The organism is Agarivorans sp. 2_MG-2023, assembly GCF_030548085.1.
GTDB lineage: Bacteria > Pseudomonadota > Gammaproteobacteria > Enterobacterales > Celerinatantimonadaceae > Agarivorans.
Window position 1 is genome coordinate 44,665 of record NZ_JAUORQ010000002.1, and the last position, 20,214, is coordinate 64,878.

20 protein-coding genes are annotated in these 20,214 nt (G+C 43.6%); 4 read left to right on the plus strand and 16 right to left on the minus strand.

The window, feature by feature from the left end; genetic code table 11:
- Positions 1–210: 210 nt before the first annotated feature.
- From Q4549_RS02910 to Q4549_RS02920, 3 genes are all read right to left on the minus strand, one after another.
- Positions 211–1,050 carry an ABC transporter ATP-binding protein gene (locus Q4549_RS02910; RefSeq protein ID WP_303510125.1) on the minus strand — a complete coding sequence of 280 codons (840 nt, stop codon included), beginning with the start codon at positions 1,048–1,050 and terminating at the stop codon, positions 211–213.
- Between the two features lie 15 nt (positions 1,051–1,065).
- A complete protein-coding gene (locus Q4549_RS02915) occupies positions 1,066–2,031 on the minus strand; it encodes an ABC transporter permease (RefSeq protein WP_303549736.1) in 966 nt (321 codons plus the stop codon).
- 125 nt (positions 2,032–2,156) lie between these two features.
- Positions 2,157–3,542 carry a CmpA/NrtA family ABC transporter substrate-binding protein gene (locus tag Q4549_RS02920; protein ID WP_303549659.1) on the minus strand — a complete coding sequence of 462 codons (1,386 nt, stop codon included), beginning with the start codon at positions 3,540–3,542 and terminating at the stop codon, positions 2,157–2,159.
- Between the two features lie 370 nt (positions 3,543–3,912).
- Here Q4549_RS02920 and Q4549_RS02925 point away from each other — a divergent pair, with 370 nt between their 5' ends.
- Positions 3,913–4,614, plus strand: coding sequence for an ABC transporter substrate-binding protein (locus Q4549_RS02925; protein ID WP_303549656.1), 702 nt, complete (start codon positions 3,913–3,915; stop codon positions 4,612–4,614).
- Positions 4,615–4,680: 66 nt separating this feature from the next.
- Here Q4549_RS02925 and Q4549_RS02930 read toward each other — a convergent pair whose 3' ends face one another.
- The 6 genes from Q4549_RS02930 to dnaK all read right to left on the minus strand — a co-directional run bounded on the left by Q4549_RS02930 (position 4,681) and on the right by dnaK (position 10,566).
- On the minus strand, positions 4,681–5,301 hold the full coding sequence (locus tag Q4549_RS02930; RefSeq protein ID WP_137675246.1) for an FKBP-type peptidyl-prolyl cis-trans isomerase: 621 nt from the start codon (positions 5,299–5,301) through the stop codon (positions 4,681–4,683).
- A 53-nt stretch (positions 5,302–5,354) separates the two neighbouring features.
- A complete protein-coding gene (locus tag Q4549_RS02935; protein ID WP_303510117.1) occupies positions 5,355–5,744 on the minus strand; it encodes an N-acetyltransferase in 390 nt (129 codons plus the stop codon).
- A gap of 70 nt (positions 5,745–5,814) precedes the next feature.
- Entirely contained in the window at positions 5,815–6,675 is an 861-nt protein-coding gene (locus tag Q4549_RS02940; protein WP_303549733.1) for a M48 family metallopeptidase, read from the minus strand.
- A gap of 36 nt (positions 6,676–6,711) precedes the next feature.
- Positions 6,712–7,260, minus strand: a complete 549-nt coding sequence (gene cobU / locus Q4549_RS02945; RefSeq protein ID WP_303549654.1) for a bifunctional adenosylcobinamide kinase/adenosylcobinamide-phosphate guanylyltransferase — start codon at positions 7,258–7,260, stop codon at positions 6,712–6,714.
- A gap of 131 nt (positions 7,261–7,391) precedes the next feature.
- On the minus strand, positions 7,392–8,534 hold the full coding sequence (dnaJ, locus tag Q4549_RS02950) for a molecular chaperone DnaJ (protein ID WP_303549651.1): 1,143 nt from the start codon (positions 8,532–8,534) through the stop codon (positions 7,392–7,394).
- Between the two features lie 115 nt (positions 8,535–8,649).
- Positions 8,650–10,566 (minus strand): molecular chaperone DnaK, encoded by a 1,917-nt coding sequence (dnaK, locus tag Q4549_RS02955; protein WP_303549650.1) that lies wholly within the window; start codon positions 10,564–10,566, stop codon positions 8,650–8,652.
- Positions 10,567–10,860: 294 nt separating this feature from the next.
- Between dnaK and Q4549_RS02960 the strand changes: the two genes are divergently transcribed.
- Positions 10,861–12,192, plus strand: coding sequence for a dicarboxylate/amino acid:cation symporter (locus Q4549_RS02960; RefSeq protein ID WP_303549648.1), 1,332 nt, complete (start codon positions 10,861–10,863; stop codon positions 12,190–12,192).
- Between the two features lie 67 nt (positions 12,193–12,259).
- On the opposite strand, the gene can is transcribed toward Q4549_RS02960, so the two are convergent.
- The 3 genes from can to grpE form a co-directional block, all read right to left on the minus strand.
- Positions 12,260–12,862 carry a carbonate dehydratase gene (gene can / locus Q4549_RS02965; RefSeq protein WP_137675253.1) on the minus strand — a complete coding sequence of 201 codons (603 nt, stop codon included), beginning with the start codon at positions 12,860–12,862 and terminating at the stop codon, positions 12,260–12,262.
- A 93-nt stretch (positions 12,863–12,955) separates the two neighbouring features.
- The gene (locus tag Q4549_RS02970; protein ID WP_137675254.1) at positions 12,956–13,207 is read right to left on the minus strand and encodes a DUF1289 domain-containing protein; all 252 of its coding nucleotides are present in this window, start codon (positions 13,205–13,207) and stop codon (positions 12,956–12,958) included.
- 204 nt (positions 13,208–13,411) lie between these two features.
- Positions 13,412–14,035 carry a nucleotide exchange factor GrpE gene (gene grpE, locus Q4549_RS02975; protein ID WP_303549645.1) on the minus strand — a complete coding sequence of 208 codons (624 nt, stop codon included), beginning with the start codon at positions 14,033–14,035 and terminating at the stop codon, positions 13,412–13,414.
- 153 nt (positions 14,036–14,188) lie between these two features.
- Here grpE and nadK point away from each other — a divergent pair, with 153 nt between their 5' ends.
- On the plus strand, positions 14,189–15,070 hold the full coding sequence (nadK, locus tag Q4549_RS02980) for an NAD(+) kinase (RefSeq protein ID WP_137675271.1): 882 nt from the start codon (positions 14,189–14,191) through the stop codon (positions 15,068–15,070).
- 32 nt (positions 15,071–15,102) lie between these two features.
- Positions 15,103–15,807 (plus strand): flagellar brake protein, encoded by a 705-nt coding sequence (locus Q4549_RS02985; RefSeq protein WP_303549642.1) that lies wholly within the window; start codon positions 15,103–15,105, stop codon positions 15,805–15,807.
- A 15-nt stretch (positions 15,808–15,822) separates the two neighbouring features.
- On the opposite strand, the gene Q4549_RS02990 is transcribed toward Q4549_RS02985, so the two are convergent.
- From Q4549_RS02990 to Q4549_RS03005, 4 genes are all read right to left on the minus strand, one after another.
- A complete protein-coding gene (locus tag Q4549_RS02990; protein ID WP_303549639.1) occupies positions 15,823–17,058 on the minus strand; it encodes a cysteine desulfurase-like protein in 1,236 nt (411 codons plus the stop codon).
- Complete coding sequence (locus tag Q4549_RS02995) at positions 17,058–17,696, minus strand: 2OG-Fe dioxygenase family protein (protein WP_303549636.1); 639 nt, start codon at positions 17,694–17,696, stop codon at positions 17,058–17,060. The genes Q4549_RS02990 and Q4549_RS02995 overlap by 1 nt, the downstream gene beginning before the upstream one ends.
- A gap of 287 nt (positions 17,697–17,983) precedes the next feature.
- The gene (locus Q4549_RS03000; protein ID WP_303549633.1) at positions 17,984–19,189 is read right to left on the minus strand and encodes a multidrug effflux MFS transporter; all 1,206 of its coding nucleotides are present in this window, start codon (positions 19,187–19,189) and stop codon (positions 17,984–17,986) included.
- A gap of 158 nt (positions 19,190–19,347) precedes the next feature.
- Complete coding sequence (locus Q4549_RS03005) at positions 19,348–20,208, minus strand: ABC transporter permease (RefSeq protein ID WP_303549630.1); 861 nt, start codon at positions 20,206–20,208, stop codon at positions 19,348–19,350.
- Positions 20,209–20,214 lie beyond the last annotated feature (6 nt).

Consider the following 20,214-nt stretch of genomic DNA (forward strand, 5'->3'; position numbering starts at 1 on the left):
TTAAACCGCTACTGATACCGAGATTGTGCTCGACTATAACAAAGCAAGCTATATAAAACGAGGCTTAGCCAAGAGTTAGGCGAAGAGTGGCTAGAAACACATAATCTTCTAGTGAATTACGCTATAGGCAGTCTTGCCAGCTTTGACTCCGCATTGACAAAAAGGCCACTGTTAACGTGGCCTTTTAGTTATTTAAAATGCGAGCAATGCTTACGCTGCCTCGCCTGATTTAACCAGTTTAGGTTTAACTTTTTCACTCGCCTGAGCGGGATTACGCTGGCGCTCATACAAGAATTTAAGCACTTGTGAACGGTAATGGTTATATTCTGCATCATCGGCTAAGGCCACCCTATCGCGCGGACGTGCTAGTTTTACATCTAATACTTCACCAATGGTGGCAGCAGGTCCATTGGTCATCATAACGATTTTATCTGATAGCAAAACGGCTTCATCTACATCGTGAGTAATCATAATAACGGTGTTGTTAAGCTCTTGCTGGATCTCCATTAAAGAATCTTGCAGGTGAGCCCGAGTTAAGGCGTCTAAGGCACCAAAAGGTTCATCCATTAACAGCACTTTAGGTTGCATTGCTAAAGCCCGTGCAATACCAACCCGCTGCTTCATACCGCCAGAGATCTCATCTGGTCTTTTGTCTTTCGCATGAGTCATATGCACAAGCTCTAAATTGTGCTCAATCCACTCTTTCATTTCAGCTTTAGACTTTTGCCCTTTAAAGACTTCTTTTACCGCCAACTCAACATTTTGATAAGCGGTTAACCAAGGTAATAAAGAGTGGTTTTGAAACACTACCGCGCGGTCGGGGCCAGGTTGGTAAACTTCTTTGCCCTCCAAAACAACGCCGCCTTCAGTGGCGTTATACAACCCTGCCACAATGTTAAGTACCGTCGACTTACCACAACCAGAGTGGCCAATCAGCGATACAAACTCACCCTTGGCTATTTTTAGATCTACACCATCTAGTGCTCTAAAAGGCCCGTTTTTGGTGGGGAAATCAATGCTTACATGATCGATTTGTAAATACTGTGACATAGTTATTTCCTTATCCTAACGTGCACTTTCTGGGCTTGAATGAGAGATTATTTTTTGCAGGCTTACCATCAACCAATCAAGCACATAGCCAATTAATCCAATCACTACTACAGCCACCATAATGCGGCCTAAAGAGTTGGAGCTACCATTTTGGAATTCGTCCCAAACAAACTTACCCAAACCGGGGTTTTGTGCCAGCATTTCAGCGGCAATCAATACCATCCAACCAATACCCAAGGAGATACGTAATCCAGTGAAGATCATTGGCAACGAAGCTGGAATCGCAATTTTGAAGACTTGTTTGCTCCAGTGCAGCTGAATCACGCGGCCCACGTTTAACCAATCTTTATCAATAGAGGCAACACCTGTGGCCGTATTGATTAAAGTAGGCCATAACGAACATAGCGTTACGGTGATAGCTGAGGTAACAAATGACTTAGAAAACATCGGGTCGTTACTCACATATACCGCGCTCACCACCATGGTCACAATAGGCAACCAAGCGAGCGGTGATACTGGTTTTAATATTTGAATAATCGGGCTAATTGCCCCGTAAAGCTTTTTGTTTAAACCGCATGCTACACCAATAGGAATGGCGATAATGCTCGCTAAAATAAAGCCGGTAAACACGGTAAATAAGCTGGTAAGAATTTGGTCAAAAAAGGTTTCTTTTCCGGTATAAGGACGAACCTTTATTTTAGCATCGGGGTTCTTGGCTAATTTTTTTTCATTACGCACTTCTTGGCGTTGATAAAAAGCCTCTTCTTTTAACCGCTCTTCTTGGTGTTCAACCACCAAGCCCTGATACTGCTGCCACACTTGCGAAGGGCCGGGTAAGGTCCCTAAACTGGTTTGCACCTTAGCTGCCGATACACTCCAAAGCAGTAAGAACAAAGCAATCGCCAGAATAGGCAATCCAATACGCTCAAAAATTTCACTTAATTGCTGCTTTGGGTTTTCACCGCTGGCCAAACGCACCATGGGTACTACAGGGCTCAAACCTACTGTTTCTAGAGAGTGAATTAATTTATCTTTCATCACTACAACTCCTTTTGCGAATCTCGATGCCGGGCACTAAGCCCGGCCGCTCTCAATAATGATATGGCTTAGATCTTGTCGTCTTTTTTCAAACCAATGTCGAACTTATCTAAGTAGGCATTTGGTTTTGAGCCGTCATATACAATATTGTCAATGAAGTGTGTTTGCGGTGGTTTAAAACCAGTCTCAGTTTGGAAGTTAGGAAACTCTGAGGCATCAATAACACCATCAGCAATCAGCTCTTTTGCCGCTGTCGCGTAAATGTCTGGACGGTAAACCTTTTTGGCAATATCCATGTACCAAGAATCTGGTTTGTTATCTGAAATTTGTCCCCAACGACGCATTTGCGTTAAATACCAAATTGCATCGCTGTAGTAAGGGTAAGTCGCGTTGTAGCGGAAGAATACGTTAAAGTCTGGCACTTCACGTTTGTCGCCTTTTTCGTACTCAAAAGTACCGGTCATGCTGTTAGCAATAACGTCGTAATCGGCACCCACGTATTGGCTTTTAGACAAAATTTTCACAGCTTCTGGACGGTTCTTGTTGTTCTCTTCGTCTAACCACTTAGCGGCGCGAATCATCGCTTTAACGACCCGAATGTGAGTATTTGGGTATTCATCAGCCCAGCCTTGACTCACCCCAAATACTTTTTCTGGGTTATTTTTCCAAATCTCGTAATCGGTAACAACCGGTACACCAATGCCTTTAAATACTGCTTGTTGGTTCCAAGGTTCGCCCACGCAGTAACCGTAAATAGTTCCGGCTTCCATAGTAGATGGCATTTGCGGTGGAGGTGTCACCGACAACAGGGCATCTGCGTCAATTTTGCCTGAGGTATCACCTTTATGTGGCGCATAATAACCAGGGTGAATACCGCCAGCCGCTAACCAATAACGTAGTTCGTAGTTGTGGGTAGACACTGGAAACACCATGCCCATATTGAACGGCTTGCCTTGCTCAATGTAACTATCAACAACCGGCTTTAGCGCGTCGGCTTTAATCGGGTGAACGGGCTTGCCGCCTTCATGAGGCACATGTGGTTTCATTTGCGCCCAGATATCGTTTGATACAGTAATCGCGTTACCGTTTAAATCCATGCTGAAGGCTGTAATAATGTCGGCTTTAGTACCAAAACCAATGGTTGCACCTAGTGGCTGACCCGCTAGCATATGAGCACCATCTAGCTCACCGGTAATCACCCTATCTAATAAAACCTTCCAGTTCGCTTGTGCTTCTAGCTGAACATAAAGGCCTTCGTCTTCGAAGTAGCCTTTCTCATAAGCTACCGCTAACGGCGCCATGTCGGTTAACTTAATAAAACCAAATTTTAAATCTTCTTTTTCAGGCTCTCCCACTTCGGCATGAGTAAAGCCAATAACACTGGCCGAGAGCACAGCTGTAGCAATGGTTGTTTTAATAATTTGTTGTAAGTTAACTGTGATTAATTTTTGCATCCCTGCTCCTAAGTACCTAGTTTGAAGTAATCATAAGGTGTTAATACTTAGTAGGTAGCCAATCACGTGCCAAGATCTAGATCACATTTTTTTAACGCTATAAATCATCAACTTAAAATTATTTATACCCCTTAAGTGGTATTTATATTTTTTCAATGAATTCACTAACTTAGACCACCGTCGCACAACTTTGGCGCACAAGAATAGAGATAGTACGTAAGGCTATACCGTTACTTATCAGTGTTTTCGAGTGAGAGACAAAACCCCAAGTCATAACGATTCATAAGGAAATAACCCGCTATTTAGGTGTTCGACTATTTTGTTTTTCGTCTCTATAATCTACGAATTGTATTAAAACAAGTTAAGAAATATGAAGAACCTTGTATTCTATTTGTTGTTTTGCTTGATGTTATCACCCACCCTATCCGCTAAAACGTACCGTACAACCCAAGTGATTAGCGGGCCGCTCGCAGAAATGGGGCAAGCTTTATTAATTGAAGCATATTACCGCGCGGGAGAACGCGTTGTATTTGAGTTATTACCCAGCGCAAACGCCTTGGAGGCAACCAATAGCGGCGTGTACGATGCGGAGATGTTTCGTATCGACAATTTACAGACTAAGTACGCCAATTTAATTCAAATTCCTACCAGTTACTTAAGCTCAGAGAATGTGGTTTTTACTCGTTTAAGTGATCTAAAAGTGGAAGGATATGAGAGCTTAAAACCCTACAGCATTGCTTATCGCAGTAGTTTAAAGGCAGCTGAAATAGCCACCTTAGGTTTTCCCAAAACTAACCAACTTCAAGACTTAGATTCAGCCTTAAGATTTATGAGTATAGGTAGAGCAGACCTAGTGGTAGAAGAACGCTGGTTAGGCCTAAAGCGTATAAAGGCGCTTAAGCTCAACAATGTTAGCTTAGTTGAACCACCTGTTGACCAATTAAAGCTCTATCATTATGTACATAAAGATCATGTCGAACTAGCGGCAAAACTCGATGAGGTATTTAAACAGATGCTTAAAGATGGCAGCGCTCAATCAATCATTGAGAGTGTATTGAAAAATGTAGAGTAATTCAGGTGGGTCATTCTATACAAAAAAACCGGCCAATGGCCGGTTCTTTAAGAAGGTTTATAGCTATTAGCCAAGAATAGCTAATAACTCAACTTCAAATACTAATGCTGCAAACGGAGGAATTGCCGCGCCAGCACCTTGTGAGCCATATGCTAGCTCTTGAGGGATGTAAAGTTTCCACTTGTCACCCACTTTCATGCGTTGTAGTGCTTCGGTCCAGCCTTTGATTACGCCGTTCACAGGGAACTCTGCAGGTTGACCACGCTGAACTGAGCTATCAAATACTTCACCAGAAATTAAAGTACCTTCATAGTGAACTTGTACTTTACTGCTAGCGCTTGGAGTTTCGCCTTCGCCTTCAACAAGTACTTCGTACTGAAGACCCGTTTCAGTTTTGTTGATTTCAGGACGTGAACCATTTTCAGCTAGAAAAGTTTCGCCTTCAGCCATTGCTTCTTTATGCTGCTCAGCTTTTTTAGCTTCGATATCTTTAGTGATTTCTTGGAAAGCCGCACCAATTACTGCTTCGTCAAGTTGTGGTTGAGCACCACTCATCACATCACGAATACCATCTAACATGGCATTTAGCTCTAATCCGTCGAATGCTGCGCGCTCAATTTGCTCGCCAATTTGAAGGCCGTAACCGTAACTTGCTTGCGCTGCTGCGCCTTGATATTTATCGCTCATTTCAACTCTTAAATCTAATCAATAAAAAGAGCCAAAAGGTTAACATAAAGTGGCTAGAAAAACCGCGAATCAGTGGCTAAATGCGCCTTTTTTTGCACAAAATCACTACCAGAAAACGCCACTTTACGAAGCTCTCCGTCAAAGGTAAAACCTAAATGGCGGTAAAAGCCCTCGGCATGCTCGTTATCTTGCATCACCCAACAATGTAACCGCTTCACATTCGCCTGCTGACAAGCGTGTTTAAGCATTGCCCGCCCCCAACCCTTGCCAATCGTTTTAGGCAAAAGGTATAGCGCCGCTAGCTCTGTTTCGTCAGCTTGTTTCTCTAGCATTAACAACCCTTCTAGTTGTGGATTTTTTAGCACCCACACTTGGTTATTGTCATTGCTTACTCGTTGCTGCCAAAGCTTTTGGTGCAAACTGGAGGGCAACACTTTGAACATTTTTTTTACTAGTTGCGGTGAGTAAACATGCTGCCAGCTTTTCCGCTGAACCAGGCAGATGTTTTCAATATCACTCTGCGTTGCTAGTTTTATCGGCATCTGACTTTTCGCTGTCTATATCAAAACTTGCCGGGCGTTTACACTGGGGCACTTTCCCCTGGGCGATAGCTTGCTTTTCTAATTGCGTAGCACGCGACATTCGTGCTTCTAAGTCGGCGATACGGGTTTTATTTGAAGGGTGGGTAGACAAAAACTCGGGAACCGAACCACCACCGGCTTTCGCCATGTTCTGCCATAAGGCCACACTGGCTTGCGGATCAAATCCTGCACTAGCCATTAAGTCTAAACCCATTACGTCGGCTTCACTCTCCTGAGTTCGACCATAGGGCAATAATACGCCATATTGAACACCTAAACCCAAAGCTGCCATGGCTGCGCCTTTGTGTTTAACGTCATCGCTCACCCCAATGGCTACAGCAGCAACAGCGGTGCCAATACCGGCGATTTGGTTTTGTGATAATCGCTCGTTACTGTGCTCTGCCAATACGTGGGCAATTTCGTGACCAATCACCGTGGCCAGCTGATCCGGTGTTTCTGCCACTTGAATCAACCCGGTATACACACCAATATGGGCTCCTGGCAAAGCAAACGCGTTCACTTGTTCGGAATCAAATACCACCACTTCCCAGTCTTCATCACCATAGTGACCAGGAATTTCTGCGGTTACCGCGTTAGATACACACGCCACGTAGTCGTTGGTTGCTTTGTCGTTATAGATCTTTTCTTGCTTTTTAATTTCATCAAAAGACTGAGCGCCTAACGCACTCATCTTCGAATCATCATAAAGCAATACCCGCTTACGCCCCGTTGGAGAAGCAGAGCAACTCAGTAAAGCCGCTAGCGAAACGGTGACAACCGCTGTTTTTAGCATTTTATTCATGTATGGACTTCCATTCTAAGCAAACCTTTAGGCCTGCGTATCCTTTAATATTAGCGGCAATCCAGCGCTAATTAATACAACCTTGTGGGCTTTTGCAGCTAAAGCTTGATTTAAACGCCCTAATTCATCAGCAAACATTCTCGCCATGGGGTTATCAGAAACTAAACCTAGGCCGACTTCGTTACTCACAATCACTAAGTCACTAGAAAACTGCTCAAGACAAACCAGCAACATCGAGGTTTGCAGCTTTATTTCCTGTAATTGTTCATTCGGACTTTTATCCGTGCATAACCACCAACCCAGCCAAGTCGACATGCATTCCAACAGCACAGGCTTATTTTGCATCGCGTACTGGCTCAGTACATCACTTAAGTTCTCGGATGAAAAATCCAACTCATGAGTATCAAATGCCGCTTTTCTTAAGGATTGATGGTGCTGAATGCGCTGAGCCATTTCGGTATCACTGGCCATCGCTGTAGCGATGTACACCGGCTTGCTATTGTTGAGCGAACTAAACTGCTTTTCGGCCCACGAACTTTTGCCGCTTCTAATACCACCCAATACTAGGCTTATCATTTAGCTACCCTATTGTTTTACCGAATAATAACATAGCTAAACTGGGTTTTGATATGGCTAAGCTCTATGCAATACGCCAATCAACAGACACAAAAAAAGCGGCTAATGCCGCTTTTTCTTTAGTTAATCGATTAACTGGTTAGGTCATCAAAAAACTTTTTAACCCCGTCGAAGAATCCTTCGGCTTTAGGTTTATGTTTGCTACCAGCAGACCCTCCACAGCTCTCTTCGAAATCTTTAAGCAATTGCTTCTGAGTTTCGTTGAGCTTAATCGGTGTTTCAACAATCACTTTACAGATTAAGTCACCAATTGGACCGCCACGTACTGACTTAACGCCTTTGCCGCGCATTCTAAACATGCGGCCAGTTTGGGTTTCGTTTGGTACTTTTAAGCTCACTCGACCATCTAAGGTAGGCACTTCAATCTCGCCACCTAATGCTGCTAAGGTAAAGCTAATTGGCACTTCACAGTAAAGATTGTTTTCTTCACGCTTGAAGATTGGGTGTTCTTTTACATGCACTTGTACATATAAATCACCGGCAGGAGCCCCGCTCTCACCAGCTTCGCCTTCACCCGATAAGCGAACACGATCACCAGTATCTACGCCAGCTGGGATGCTAACCGATAAGGTTTTAGCGCGCTCGTAACGACCTTCGCCATGACACTTATGGCAAGGATCTGAAATGATTGAACCTTTACCTTTACAGGTAGGACAAGCTTGCTGAACCGCAAAGAACCCTTGGCGCATTTGTACTTGGCCTTGGCCATGACAAGTTCCACAAGTTTTTGGCGTTGAGCCTTTTTTAGCGCCACTACCGTTACACTGCTCACAGTGCACTAAAGTAGGAACGCGAATTTCTTTTTTAACGCCTTTAACGGCTTGCTCTAAGCTCAACTCTAGGTTGTAACGAAGATCAGAACCACGTTGAGGTTGGCGTCGACCGCCGCCGCCTCCACGTCCACCGCCGAAGATATCACCAAAGATGTCGCCAAACGCATCACCAAAGTCGCCCTGTCCGCCACCAAAACCACCGGCTCCGCGGTTAGGATCAACCCCTGCGTGGCCGTAATGATCGTAAGCTTCTTTCTTCTGAGGGTTATTCAGAACCTCGTAGGCTTCTTTTACTTCTTTAAATTTTTCTTCAGAAGCTTTATCACCCTTGGTTCTATCGGGGTGAAATTTCATCGCCAAACGTTTGTAGGCTTTTTTAATTTCTCGCTCGCCGGCATCTTTGCCTAGACCAAGAACTTCATAATAATCGCGTTTTGACATAATGGGTGTTCTACTTTCTTACAACGAAACTCGTTGAAAGTATTGGCTTTGATAGACGTACGGGCGTTGTTCTCACAACGCCCGTTATTAACTTACTAAAAGTGTTTAAGACAAATTATTTTTTGTCGTCTTTCACTTCTTCGAACTCAGCATCAACAACGTCATCTTGAGCTGGTGCAGCTTGCTCAGCATCAGCTTCGCCTGCATTAGCTTGGGCTTGTTGTTGAGCCACTTCCATTAGCTTTTGAGAAGCTTCGATAAGGGCTTGAGTTTTTGCTTCAATCTCAGCTTTATCTTCGCCTTTGCTAGCAGCTTCTAGTTCAGTTACTGCAGCGTCAATCTTCTCTTTGTCTTCAGCAGGAAGGGCTTCGCCAGCTTCTTCAACTTGCTTACGGGTACCGTGTACAAGTGCATCAGCTTGGTTACGTGCTTGAACGAGTTCTTCGAATTTTTTATCTTCTTCAGCGTTAGCTTCAGCTTCGTTCACCATCTTGTTGATTTCGTCGTCAGACAAACCAGAAGACGCTTGAATGGTAATTTTCTGTTCTTTAGCTGTATCTTTGTCTTTAGCAGATACGTGTAAGATACCGTCGGCATCCAAATCGAAGGTTACTTCAATTTGTGGTACGCCACGCTGTGCAGGACGAATACCTTCTAGGTTAAATTGACCTAAAGATTTGTTGTCTGCAGCACGCTTACGCTCACCTTGAATTACATGAACTGTTACAGCACTTTGGTTATCGTCTGCGGTTGAGAATACCTGTGAACCCTTAGTTGGGATGGTGGTGTTCTTTTCTACTACGCGAGTCATTACGCCGCCCATCGTCTCAATACCTAGAGACAGTGGAGTAACGTCTAGTAGTAGTACGTCGGTTTTATCACCAGAAAGTACCGCACCTTGAATAGCTGCGCCCATGGCTACTGCTTCATCAGGGTTAACGTCTTTACGCGGCTCTTTACCGAAGAACTCTGTTACTGCGCTCTGTACTAGAGGCATACGAGTCTGACCACCAACAAGAATTACATCGTTGATGTCGCCAACTGAAAGATCAGCATCTTGTAGAGCAATGCGTAACGGCTCTAAAGAACGTTGTACTAGTTCTTCAACCAAAGACTCAAGCTTAGCGCGAGTTACTTTGATGTTAAGGTGCTTAGGACCTGAAGCATCAGCAGTAATATAAGGTAGGTTTACATCTGTTTGCTGTGCAGAAGAAAGTTCACATTTTGCTTTCTCAGCCGCTTCTTTTAAGCGCTGCATCGCTAATGGATCTTGCTTAAGGTCAAAACCTTGGTCTTTCTTAAATTCTTCTACTAAGTAGTTGATTAAGCGGTTATCAAAGTCTTCACCACCTAGGTGAGTATCACCATTGGTTGCTAATACTTCGAAGGTTTTCTCGCCGTCTACTTCGTCAATCTCGATGATAGAGATATCGAATGTACCACCACCTAAGTCGTATACAGCAACAACGTTGTCGCCTTTAACTGAGTTAACGCCGTAAGCAAATGCTGCAGCAGTTGGTTCGTTAATAATACGTTTAACGTCTAGGCCCGCAATACGACCAGCATCTTTAGTTGCTTGACGCTGTGAATCGTTGAAGTAAGCAGGAACAGTAATTACTGCTTCAGTTACCGCTTCACCTAAATAGTCTTCTGCAGTTTTCTTCATTTTTTTCAAAACTTCTGCAGAGATTTGTGGCGGTGCTTTCTTCTCACCTTTTGCTTCAACCCATGCGTCACCATTATCAGCATTAACAATGTTGAATGGCATGATTTCGATATCACGTTGAACTTCGTCATCAGTAAAACGACGACCGATTAAACGCTTAATAGCAAAAACGGTGTTTTTAGGGTTAGTCACTGCTTGGCGCTTAGCAGGCTGGCCTACTAATGTTTCGCCGTCGTCTGTGAACGCAATGATCGACGGTGTTGTGCGATCGCCTTCTGCGTTCTCAATTACTTTAGGGGTATCGCCGTCTAATACTGCAACACAAGAGTTAGTGGTTCCTAAATCGATACCAATAATTCTACCCATGATGGTGTTCTCCAAATTCTGTTGTAACTATTATTTCGTTGTTGAGAAAGTAAGTGGGGGCAGCAAAAAACTTTTCAAGGGAAAAGCTAAAAAAAAATGACTAAAGATGAACAAGGAAAATAAAATTACATTTGATTACTGATTGAGCAGAAGATCACAGATTCAGCACACAAATTCACCGACAACCAAGCTAGCAGTGCTATAAATGGCTATTTTTATAACCTGTGATACTATGCGCCCAACTTTAAGTTATATACAGATGAATACTCTGTGTAAAAAATAGAGAGAAGGGAAATGAAAAACGATTCAAAACTGAGTCTTACTCACAAAATACTTATCGGCATGGTTGCCGGTATTGGCTTAGGGGTTTTCTTACAAACCTTTTTTGCTGAGTCTATCTTAGTCAAAGATTACATCGTTGATGGCATCCTAAACATCACAGGCTCTATCTTTGTAGCCAGCTTAAAAATGCTAGTGGTTCCACTGGTATTTGTATCTTTAGTGTGCGGCGTATCGTCGATGAAAGATACTGCTCGCTTAGGCCGCCTTGGTGGTAAAACCGTATTGTTGTATTTGGCGACGACTGCCATTGCAATTTCTTTAGCTATGGCAGTTGCGCTGCTGGTTCGCCCAGGAACAGGCATTGAGTTAACCACCGAAGCCGCTTTTGTTGCTAAAGAAGCACCAAGCATTAGCCAAGTCATTATCGACATGTTCCCAGATAACCCTATTGCTTCAATGGCACAGGGCAACATGCTACAAATTATTGTATTTGCATTGCTATTTGGTATCGCCATCGCTATTTCTGGTGAGCCAGGAAAACGCATTGGTAAACACTTTGAAGACTTTAATGTCGTCATCATGAAGTTAGTGACCATTTTAATGAACCTTGCCCCTTATGGCGTATTTGCCCTATTGGCAAAACTGTTCTTTGAAATTGGCTTTGACGCGATTGCGAGCTTGCTGAGCTACTTTATGGTGGTATTAGTGGTTCTGTTGCTACATGCCCTAGTGGTTTATCCAGCCTTGTTAAAAGCATTAACCGGTTTAAACCCTATCTTGTTCATCAAGAAAATGCGTGAAGCTATTGTTTTTGCATTTAGTACAGCCTCTTCAAATGCCACTATTCCTGTGACCATGGAAACGGCGACCCATAAATTAGGCGTTCGTAACTCTACCGCTTCTTTCACCGTGCCATTAGGCGCTACCATTAATATGGACGGCACCTCTATTATGCAAGGTGTGGCGACTATCTTCATTGCAACGGTTTACGGCATCGATTTAACCGCCGGAAACTTCTTAATGGTGATTGTAACCGCCACCTTAGCCTCTGTAGGCACAGCGGGTGTACCAGGTGTAGGTTTAATTACCCTAGCCATGGTTTTGCAGCAAGTAGGACTGCCAGTTGAAGGTATTGCCTTAATTATTGGTGTGGATCGATTATTAGATATGGTGCGTACCGCAGTAAACATTACTGGCGACAGTATGGTAACAGTGGCTGTAGCTAAATCTGAAGGCGATTTGAACTTAGAGACTTACAACAACCCTAAAGCAGGTTTGTCGGAAGAAGAAGTTCACTTACCATTCGAAGTAGAAACGCCGTTAACTAAGGCCGAAAAAGCTTAAGTTAACTCGCAATAAAAACGCGGCATTAGCCGCGTTTTTTTATGTCTGCAATATGTCATTACAACATTTATTCTAGTCCGGTTCGTGAAATGTCCAATGTATTAAGAATGCCGTTTTGAATCGAATAGATGCAACCATGTACCGATAGCTCTTGGCCATTGCGCCACGCATTTTGCACGATAGAGGTTTGCGATACGTTTTTAACTTGCTCCATCACATTAAGCTCACACAAACGATCAGCACGCTGCTGTTTGTCTGCTATGGCTTCCAGTTCTTGCTCGTGATAGCGATAAACATCTTTAAGATGGCGTAACCAGTTATCAATAAGGCCAAACTGCTTATCTTCCATAGACGCTAACACGCCCCCACAACCGTAATGGCCGGTAACAATAATGTGCTTAACTTTAAGTACGTCTACCGCGTATTGAATGACCGACAAACAGTTTAAATCGGTATGTACTACAACATTGGCAATATTACGATGAACAAATACTTCACCGGGTGGTAGGCCAGCGATCTGGTTAGCGGGTACTCGGCTATCGCTGCAGCCAATCCACAAGAATTCAGGATTTTGCTGTTCAGACAAATCACAGAAAAAGGTAGGGTTTTGCTCTTTTATATTTTTCGCCCAGCTACGGTTATTGCTGATTAGCTGATTTAAATCACTCATAGGACCTCTAAATAACAACACATCCATATCTCTGGATGCATATATTGCCCGATGTGAAAGGCATCTGCCACTGTTTAACGCAGTAATAACTTACTAAAAAGGCAGTTCGGTTTGCGGGGGAGTTTGCTGTTGTTGCTCGGCCAGTTTCTTACGTTGTAACCTAATAAAACGCATTCGACGCTGTTTCGTTAAGCGTAATATGTTTTGTTGTTCGGCAGGCTGAAGCGTTTGCCAAGCAAAGCGTTCGTCGCGATTTCGAAAACATCCCATGCACAAACCGCGGCTATTGGTTTGGCAAATTCCGCGACACGGATTGGGAATATCGAAAATCTCTAACTGTTCCATTTGCTCGCTTTGCTCACCCTTTGGTCAATACGAATAATTTTTATTCATAACTTAACAATGGCATAAGCAAACTAACTAGGTCAAAGATTTCAAACAAAACAGCAACAATTCTGCGCCTTAAGCCTGTCTGGCAAGCTGTACATTGCAAACCAAATTTGCGGCACAAAAAAAGGGCCGATCGGCCCTTTAAGAATAATGTGTTAACTAAGCGCTGGTATCTACTGATGCCGCTTTAGAAATCATCACCATTGCTGGACGCAATAAGCGACCATTTAATTCGTAGCCTTTTTGTAACACTGCAACTACCGTATTTGGCGCAACACCTTCTACTTCTTGCATACCCATTGCTTGATGCTTTTCTGGATCAAAGGCTTGGTCTTGCGGTGCAACAACCTCGATGCCGAACTTTTTCACTGCATCGATCAGTGTTTTTAGGGTTAACTCAACACCTTCAATCATTGATGCTAGCGCTTCGTCTTCACGGTTGGCATGTTGCAAAGCCATTTCCATGTTGTCGATAACCGGTAGCAACTCGTTTGCAAACTTCTCTAAAGCGAACTTGCGCGCTTTTTCTACTTCTTGTGCTGAACGACGACGAATATTTTCCATTTCAGCTTTAGCGCGTACTACACCGTCTTTTTGATCGGCAACGGTTTGCTCTGCAGTGGCTAGGCGCTCTAATAGCTCCGCCACGCTAATTTCTTCAGCTGCAGGTTCAGCTTGCTCAGCGGCCGCCTCTAACTCAGCTTCAATCGCGTCAACTTGCTGTTCTACTTCATTTTCTACTACAACTTCTTCAGGCTGCGCTTTATTTTGCTCACTGCTCATGCAGGGTCTCCGTAATTCTTCACAAATAACTCTAATCTGTTGCATATTATGGGGATCAAACAGCCGCTTTCAAGTGATACTCACGATAAAACTGGCTGAGTACTAAAAGCACACGTTATAATCATCGGTAACACAATGTTAAATCAACACATTATGACTCAAGTTTTCTCTACCATTGGTTTAATTGGCAAACCTCATCATGAAGGTGCCAACAACACACTTACTGCCCTATTTCATTGGCTGGCGGATCAATCTTATACCGTATTGGTAGAAGAACTCACCGGCCAACAACTGCAGATTGATAATCTCAACTTGGTGAGCATTAACGATTTAGGTGAGCAGGCTGATTTAGCCATTGTTGTGGGTGGTGATGGCAATATGTTGGGCGCAGCGCGAGTATTGTCGCGTTACGACATTGCGGTGCTGGGAGTCAACCGCGGTAATTTGGGGTTTTTGACCGACTTAGACCCGTTTAACTTTGAGCACCCACTGAAAGAAGTATTACAAGGCCACTACGTGACTGAGAAACGCGGCCTGTTAGAAGCTAAGGTTATGCGTCATAACGCGGTAAAAAGCCATAACAGCGCGGTGAATGAAGTTGTACTTCACCTCGATAAAGTCGCTACCATGCTTGAGTTTGAGGTGTATATCGATGATCACTTCATGCTAAGCCAACGCGCCGATGGCCTGATTGTCACCACTCCCACAGGCTCTACCGCCTATTCTTTATCTGCTGGCGGCCCTATTTTAACGCCAAATTTAGATGCGATAGCGTTAGTCCCAATGTTTCCACATACCTTGAGCTCTCGGCCGATAGTGGTTGATAGCCAAAGTGAGATTAAGCTTAAGCTATCTCATGAAAACAGCGACCACATGCACATTAGTTGCGACAGCCATGTATCACTGCCTGTATTGCCAGGTGACGAAGTGATTATTCGTAAGCAACAACATCCATTGCGCTTAGTTCATCCAAAGAGCTATGATTACTTTAAGATTTTACGAACAAAGTTAGGCTGGGGAAGCCGTTTGTTTTAAGTCTCGAGCAAACAATAACAAGGAAGCCTACATTGACAACAACGCCAAGCCCACTCGTAAAACAGCGTAAAGAAGTGGTAGATATTATGCGCCAAATGCGCTTTGGCGATGTACTAGACGTGCAATTTATCAAAGAAGGTAATGTACGGATTAAGTGCAAACTAATTGGTGTAGATGACGCAAACTTCCTTATTTTTGCAGTGCCTAAATCTGCTCAGCAAGGTCATCACGATGTATTAATTGAAGGTATGGCCTGTATTGTACGCTCAATTATTGAAGGTGAAGCGGGTCAATGCATCGCCTTTCGTAGCATCATCACCGACATATTCAAAAGCCCTAAACACTTACTGTTTGTAAAATATCCTACTGAAATAGAACGGTTTAGCTTACGTAAACAACAGCGAGCAACCACTCGTATTCCAGCAACAGTGACTCACCGTTCATCGGTTAGCGACCAACAAATAGAGAATGATTTAAGCTTCGACGGGGTCATTCTTGATTTATCAGCTGGCGGCTGTCGATTTAAATTAGCTTGGCCCGAGAGTTACGGTAAGTTTTTACTTAACGATGTATTTGTACATATTCGGGTTGCTGGTAAACCAGAAAGCGACACCATTATAGAAGGCACAGTGAAAAGCCAAAGCAAAGATGGCCACGATCAGCTAGCGATTGGCATTAAGTTTGATGGCCAAAGCGAGCTAGAGCAGCTGCTGGCTCATCTCGCTCTCGACGTCTAAAAAAGTAGCATCTAGCTACAAACAATATTGATCGAGTAAATCCCACAATTGGTCAATTTCTTGATGGGTGTTGTAGTGCATAAAACCAATACGCAATACGCCGCCCTTATCCAATATATCTAGCTGCTGCATCATACCTTGGGCATAAAAGTGACCATGCCAAGTCGCGATATTATGATCGGCTAGCATGCCCGCAATTTGCTCTGGTGCATGATTTGGCCAACGCGACGAAAACGTAGCGGTACGATTAGCTAAACGCTGATTACTGCTTTCCCCATAAAGCTGCGCATGCGGATGTTTTGAAAAACGCTCTAAAAAGTGGTGACTAAGTGCTTGCTCATGAGCATTAAATTGCTGATAGCTTTTCACCAAGGCACTGCGTAAATCGTCGCTATCGCTATTCCAATATGCTAAGTACTCAACGGCTGCACTCATTCCGGCAATAGCTTCAAAACTTTGGGTACCAGTTTCAAAACGCCCGGGGCCAATATTGGTGGCTGGCTCGACTTTATAGGGCGCTAGATGCTCTAACCAAGGGTCGGCTACATAAGCGATGCCTAGGTGCGGGCCAAAAAACTTGTAAGCCGAACACACTAAAAAATCACAACCAAGCGCTTGTACATCTACTAAGCCATGGGGCACGTAATGCACAGCATCAACATACACCATTGCACCTACAGATTTGGCCTTTGCTATAACCCGCTGCAAATCAACAATACTGCCACTGGTATTTGAGGCGTAAGTGATGGCAACAAGGCGGGTATTTGGGTTAATCAGTGATTCAAAATGCTGGTAGTCAAGGTTACAGTTTTGCGGATCAATATTCACATTATGAACCCGAGCGCCTTTATCTGCGGCTGCGTGTTGCCAGCTAGATACATTTGAATAATGATCGAGACGGCTAACAATCACTTCGTCATCACTTTTCCAATCGCGGCTAATAGCACGACTCAATTTGAAAGTCAGTGAAGTCATATTGGCGTCAAACACAATATTGTTTGCACTAGGAGCATTTAACAAGGCTTGCGCTGATTCTCTGCCTGTTTGCAAAACTTGCTCTGTGCGTTTACTAACACTAAAAGCGCCGCCTAAATTGGAGTTGCCACCCAGTAAATAGTCAGCCATAGCTTGAATCACTGAGCTGGGGACTTGTGAGCCACCTGGGCCGTCTAGAAATACCGGTGTGTGCCCTGCTCCATTAGCCGCTAGAGCAGGGAAAAGCAGGCGCGCTTGTTCAACAGAAAAACTCATTACTGATCCTTCGCGGTTAATACAAATACATCCATAAAGCCAGGCTCACTGGGGCGATGGGCTCGAATAGGCCGCGCGTAATGCCAAAGTTTACTGTCATCTAACAAAGCTACTTCACCACTGTCTAAAGCTAACGTCATAATCGGAGCCTGATGTTTATCTTTAAACACCATAAAGTCACCACCATCAATGTTATGCCGACGGATCCCCACCACCGCAATGTGATTAAAACCATCTTGATGGACACCTTCTGGCGCAACAGGAGTATCACTCTGCTGAGCAGCTATACGAATTTGGTGGATCTCGATATCTTGTTGTTCATCTAAGGAGTTAGCCTCAAGGAACAAAGAACACATTTCATACATGCCTTTTGAGGCAATAATCGCATCTTCAATATCTTCAAATTGGCGAACAACATCCCCTTGAAAATGGTTCACTTGTTCACTTTGTACAAAGGCCCTTCCCGCTAAACGCTGCACGCCTCCTTTGGCAAGCCTAACCACAGAGTAACGACGCAGGCGATACTGACCATCGGCATGTTGAGTATGCGGCAAGTTATCAAAAGAAGAGGACAAATCATGCACGGCAGAGCCGCTCAGGTGATTAAGTTGCAGTAAACAATCAGCGTGGGTATTCATAACTAAGGCCTAGTTAACAAAGTGATAACAACAACCTTAATACTGAAGTACTATAAAAACCAAGAAAAACAGCCGGATGATTCAACCCCAACTAAAAATTAAGAGTTAAATACCAATTTATATAATCAAAGCAGATCGTTAGCACCAAAAATTAACAAGCTAAAGACCATTTTAAGCAAGCTCAACCAACTTATCTATAAGCTGTTGATTTAATAAAAATTAATTTCGATATTTTATACTACAAGCAAAAATATCGGTACTTATCTCACTCAGTGAGGTGCTAGCACTTAAGCCTTGGTCTGCGCTAAAGGATCGAATATTTTAATCAGCGTTAAGCTACTTAAGCCAACAAATAAAAAGCCCAACACAATGGGATAACAAGTACCGTTAAAACTTAAGCCAATTAGGCTCCCAATCGGAATGGCGATTAAGGTAGAAAGGCAAGCGACAAAAGCTGAGCCCATACCAGCAATAGCACCAAGAGGCTCCATGGCGAGTGAGTTGAGGTTGCCAAATAAAATACCTATACAGAAAAACGCTGGTACCAAATACAACATCAACATCAATAGATGGGGCACACCATTACTAGCGAGCAATACCACACAAAACAAGCTAGTTAAAACAACGAGCCCCAGCAGAGCGTAAATAATCATTTTACGCATCCCCATTTTTAATACCATTCGTCCATTCACTAAAGACGCTACACCCACTGCACAGGCAGCAGCGGCAAACAATAATGCAAAGTTATCTTGTTGGTCATAAAGCTCAATAAACACCAAAGGTGCACTGTTCAAATAACCCAAAAAACTGCCAAACACTAGCCCGGAAATAACCGTATAAACCAGTGCTGCTTTCTCTGCCAATAAAAACCTTAAGCCTTCAATAAAGCTTTTCACTGTTAGTGGGCGACGCTGTTCTTCTTGTAAGGTTTCTTCTTGGTAACGCCAAAACCAAAACCCGGTTGATACAGCCATAATCAGCAGCATGCCAAAGATCCACCGCCAGTGAGCAACACTAATAATCAACTGACCAATGGCTGGCGCTAAAATTGGCACCACAATAAACACCGAAAAAACCACCGACATAATGCGCGCCATTTCTGCACCCTTTAGCTTGTCGCGTACTAACGCCATGGTAATGATTCGTGGTGCAGCTGCTCCCATGCCTTGTAAAACACGGCCAGCAATTAACCAACTAAATGATTCAGAAAACACGCATATTAAGGTGCCAACTATAAACAGCGAATAGCCCCAGTAGATAGGAGGTTTACGCCCTACAGCGTCTGACCATGGGCCGTAAATAAGCTGGCCAATAGATAGGCCGATAAACAAAGAGGTGATTGTCCATTGAGCTTGCGCGGTTTGCGCTAGGTCGAAGTCGTTAGCAATGGTAACCAGTGCTGGCAACATAGCATCTACTGAGAGAGCAACTAAAGACATCATGCCAGCCAACAGCAAAATAAAAGCTTTAGTTTCCGTGTTCGCTTTGTTCACCTGCTACTCCTTAATTCTACAGACAACAAAGCCTTATAACACGCACACCCAGCAATAGCGATAAGTAACTAAGTTCTGCCCATGTATCCGACATAGCACCTAATAACAGTAACTTAAATAGCGGTTAACACTAAGTAAACGCTTGTACTTCGAAGATACTATTTACTGGAAATATCTTTATCACCACTAAATAACATGGAGGTGAGAGCAATCACAGCAGAACCAAGCATCAATAATAACGAAACAGCATTTAGCACTGGCGTGGAGCCTTCACGTAAGCGGTCGTACATAGCAATGGTTAAGGGGGCATCAGAGCCCACTAACATTAAGGTAGTATTGAAGTTCTCAAAAGACATTAGAAAACTCACTACTGCTGCGCCAATCAAAGCTGGTGTGAGAAAAGGCAACACCACAGTAACAAAGGCGACCCATGGCCCGGCACCTAAATTTAGCGCGGCTTCTTCTAAACTAAAATCAAACTTTCTTAAGCGAGCTAATACCACCAAGGTTGATATCGTTGTAATAAATGCAACTTGACCAATAACCACCAAAATAAAGCCAGGGCGTAACCACTCCAACTCCCAGCCCCAAACATCCTCGACACTATTAGCTAAGCTGCTGCTTGCGACCAAAATTGCCACACCCAAAATGACGCCGGGGATCACCAAAGGTAATAACAAACCAATGTATAACCAGTTTTTCCCGGGGAAATCAAAACGAATAAACAGCCATGCGTTGGCAGTTGCTAATACCAAAGAAAGTAGTGTGACCAAGCAAGCAATTGAAGCGCTCACTCCAATACTAGAAAGCAGCCCTTCATCATAAAAAATACCTAGCTTTGGCTCGGTTTCGCCAACAAACCAATCCAAAGTGAATCCTTGCCAAGGCAAGGCTGCAAATAAGCTGTCGTTAAAGGCGAATACTGCAACAATACTTAGCGGCAGTGCTAAAAATACTAAAAAGCCCACCATATAAAATTGATACAGTGATTTGGCCGGTCCACGTAGTTGATGCAACATTATTCG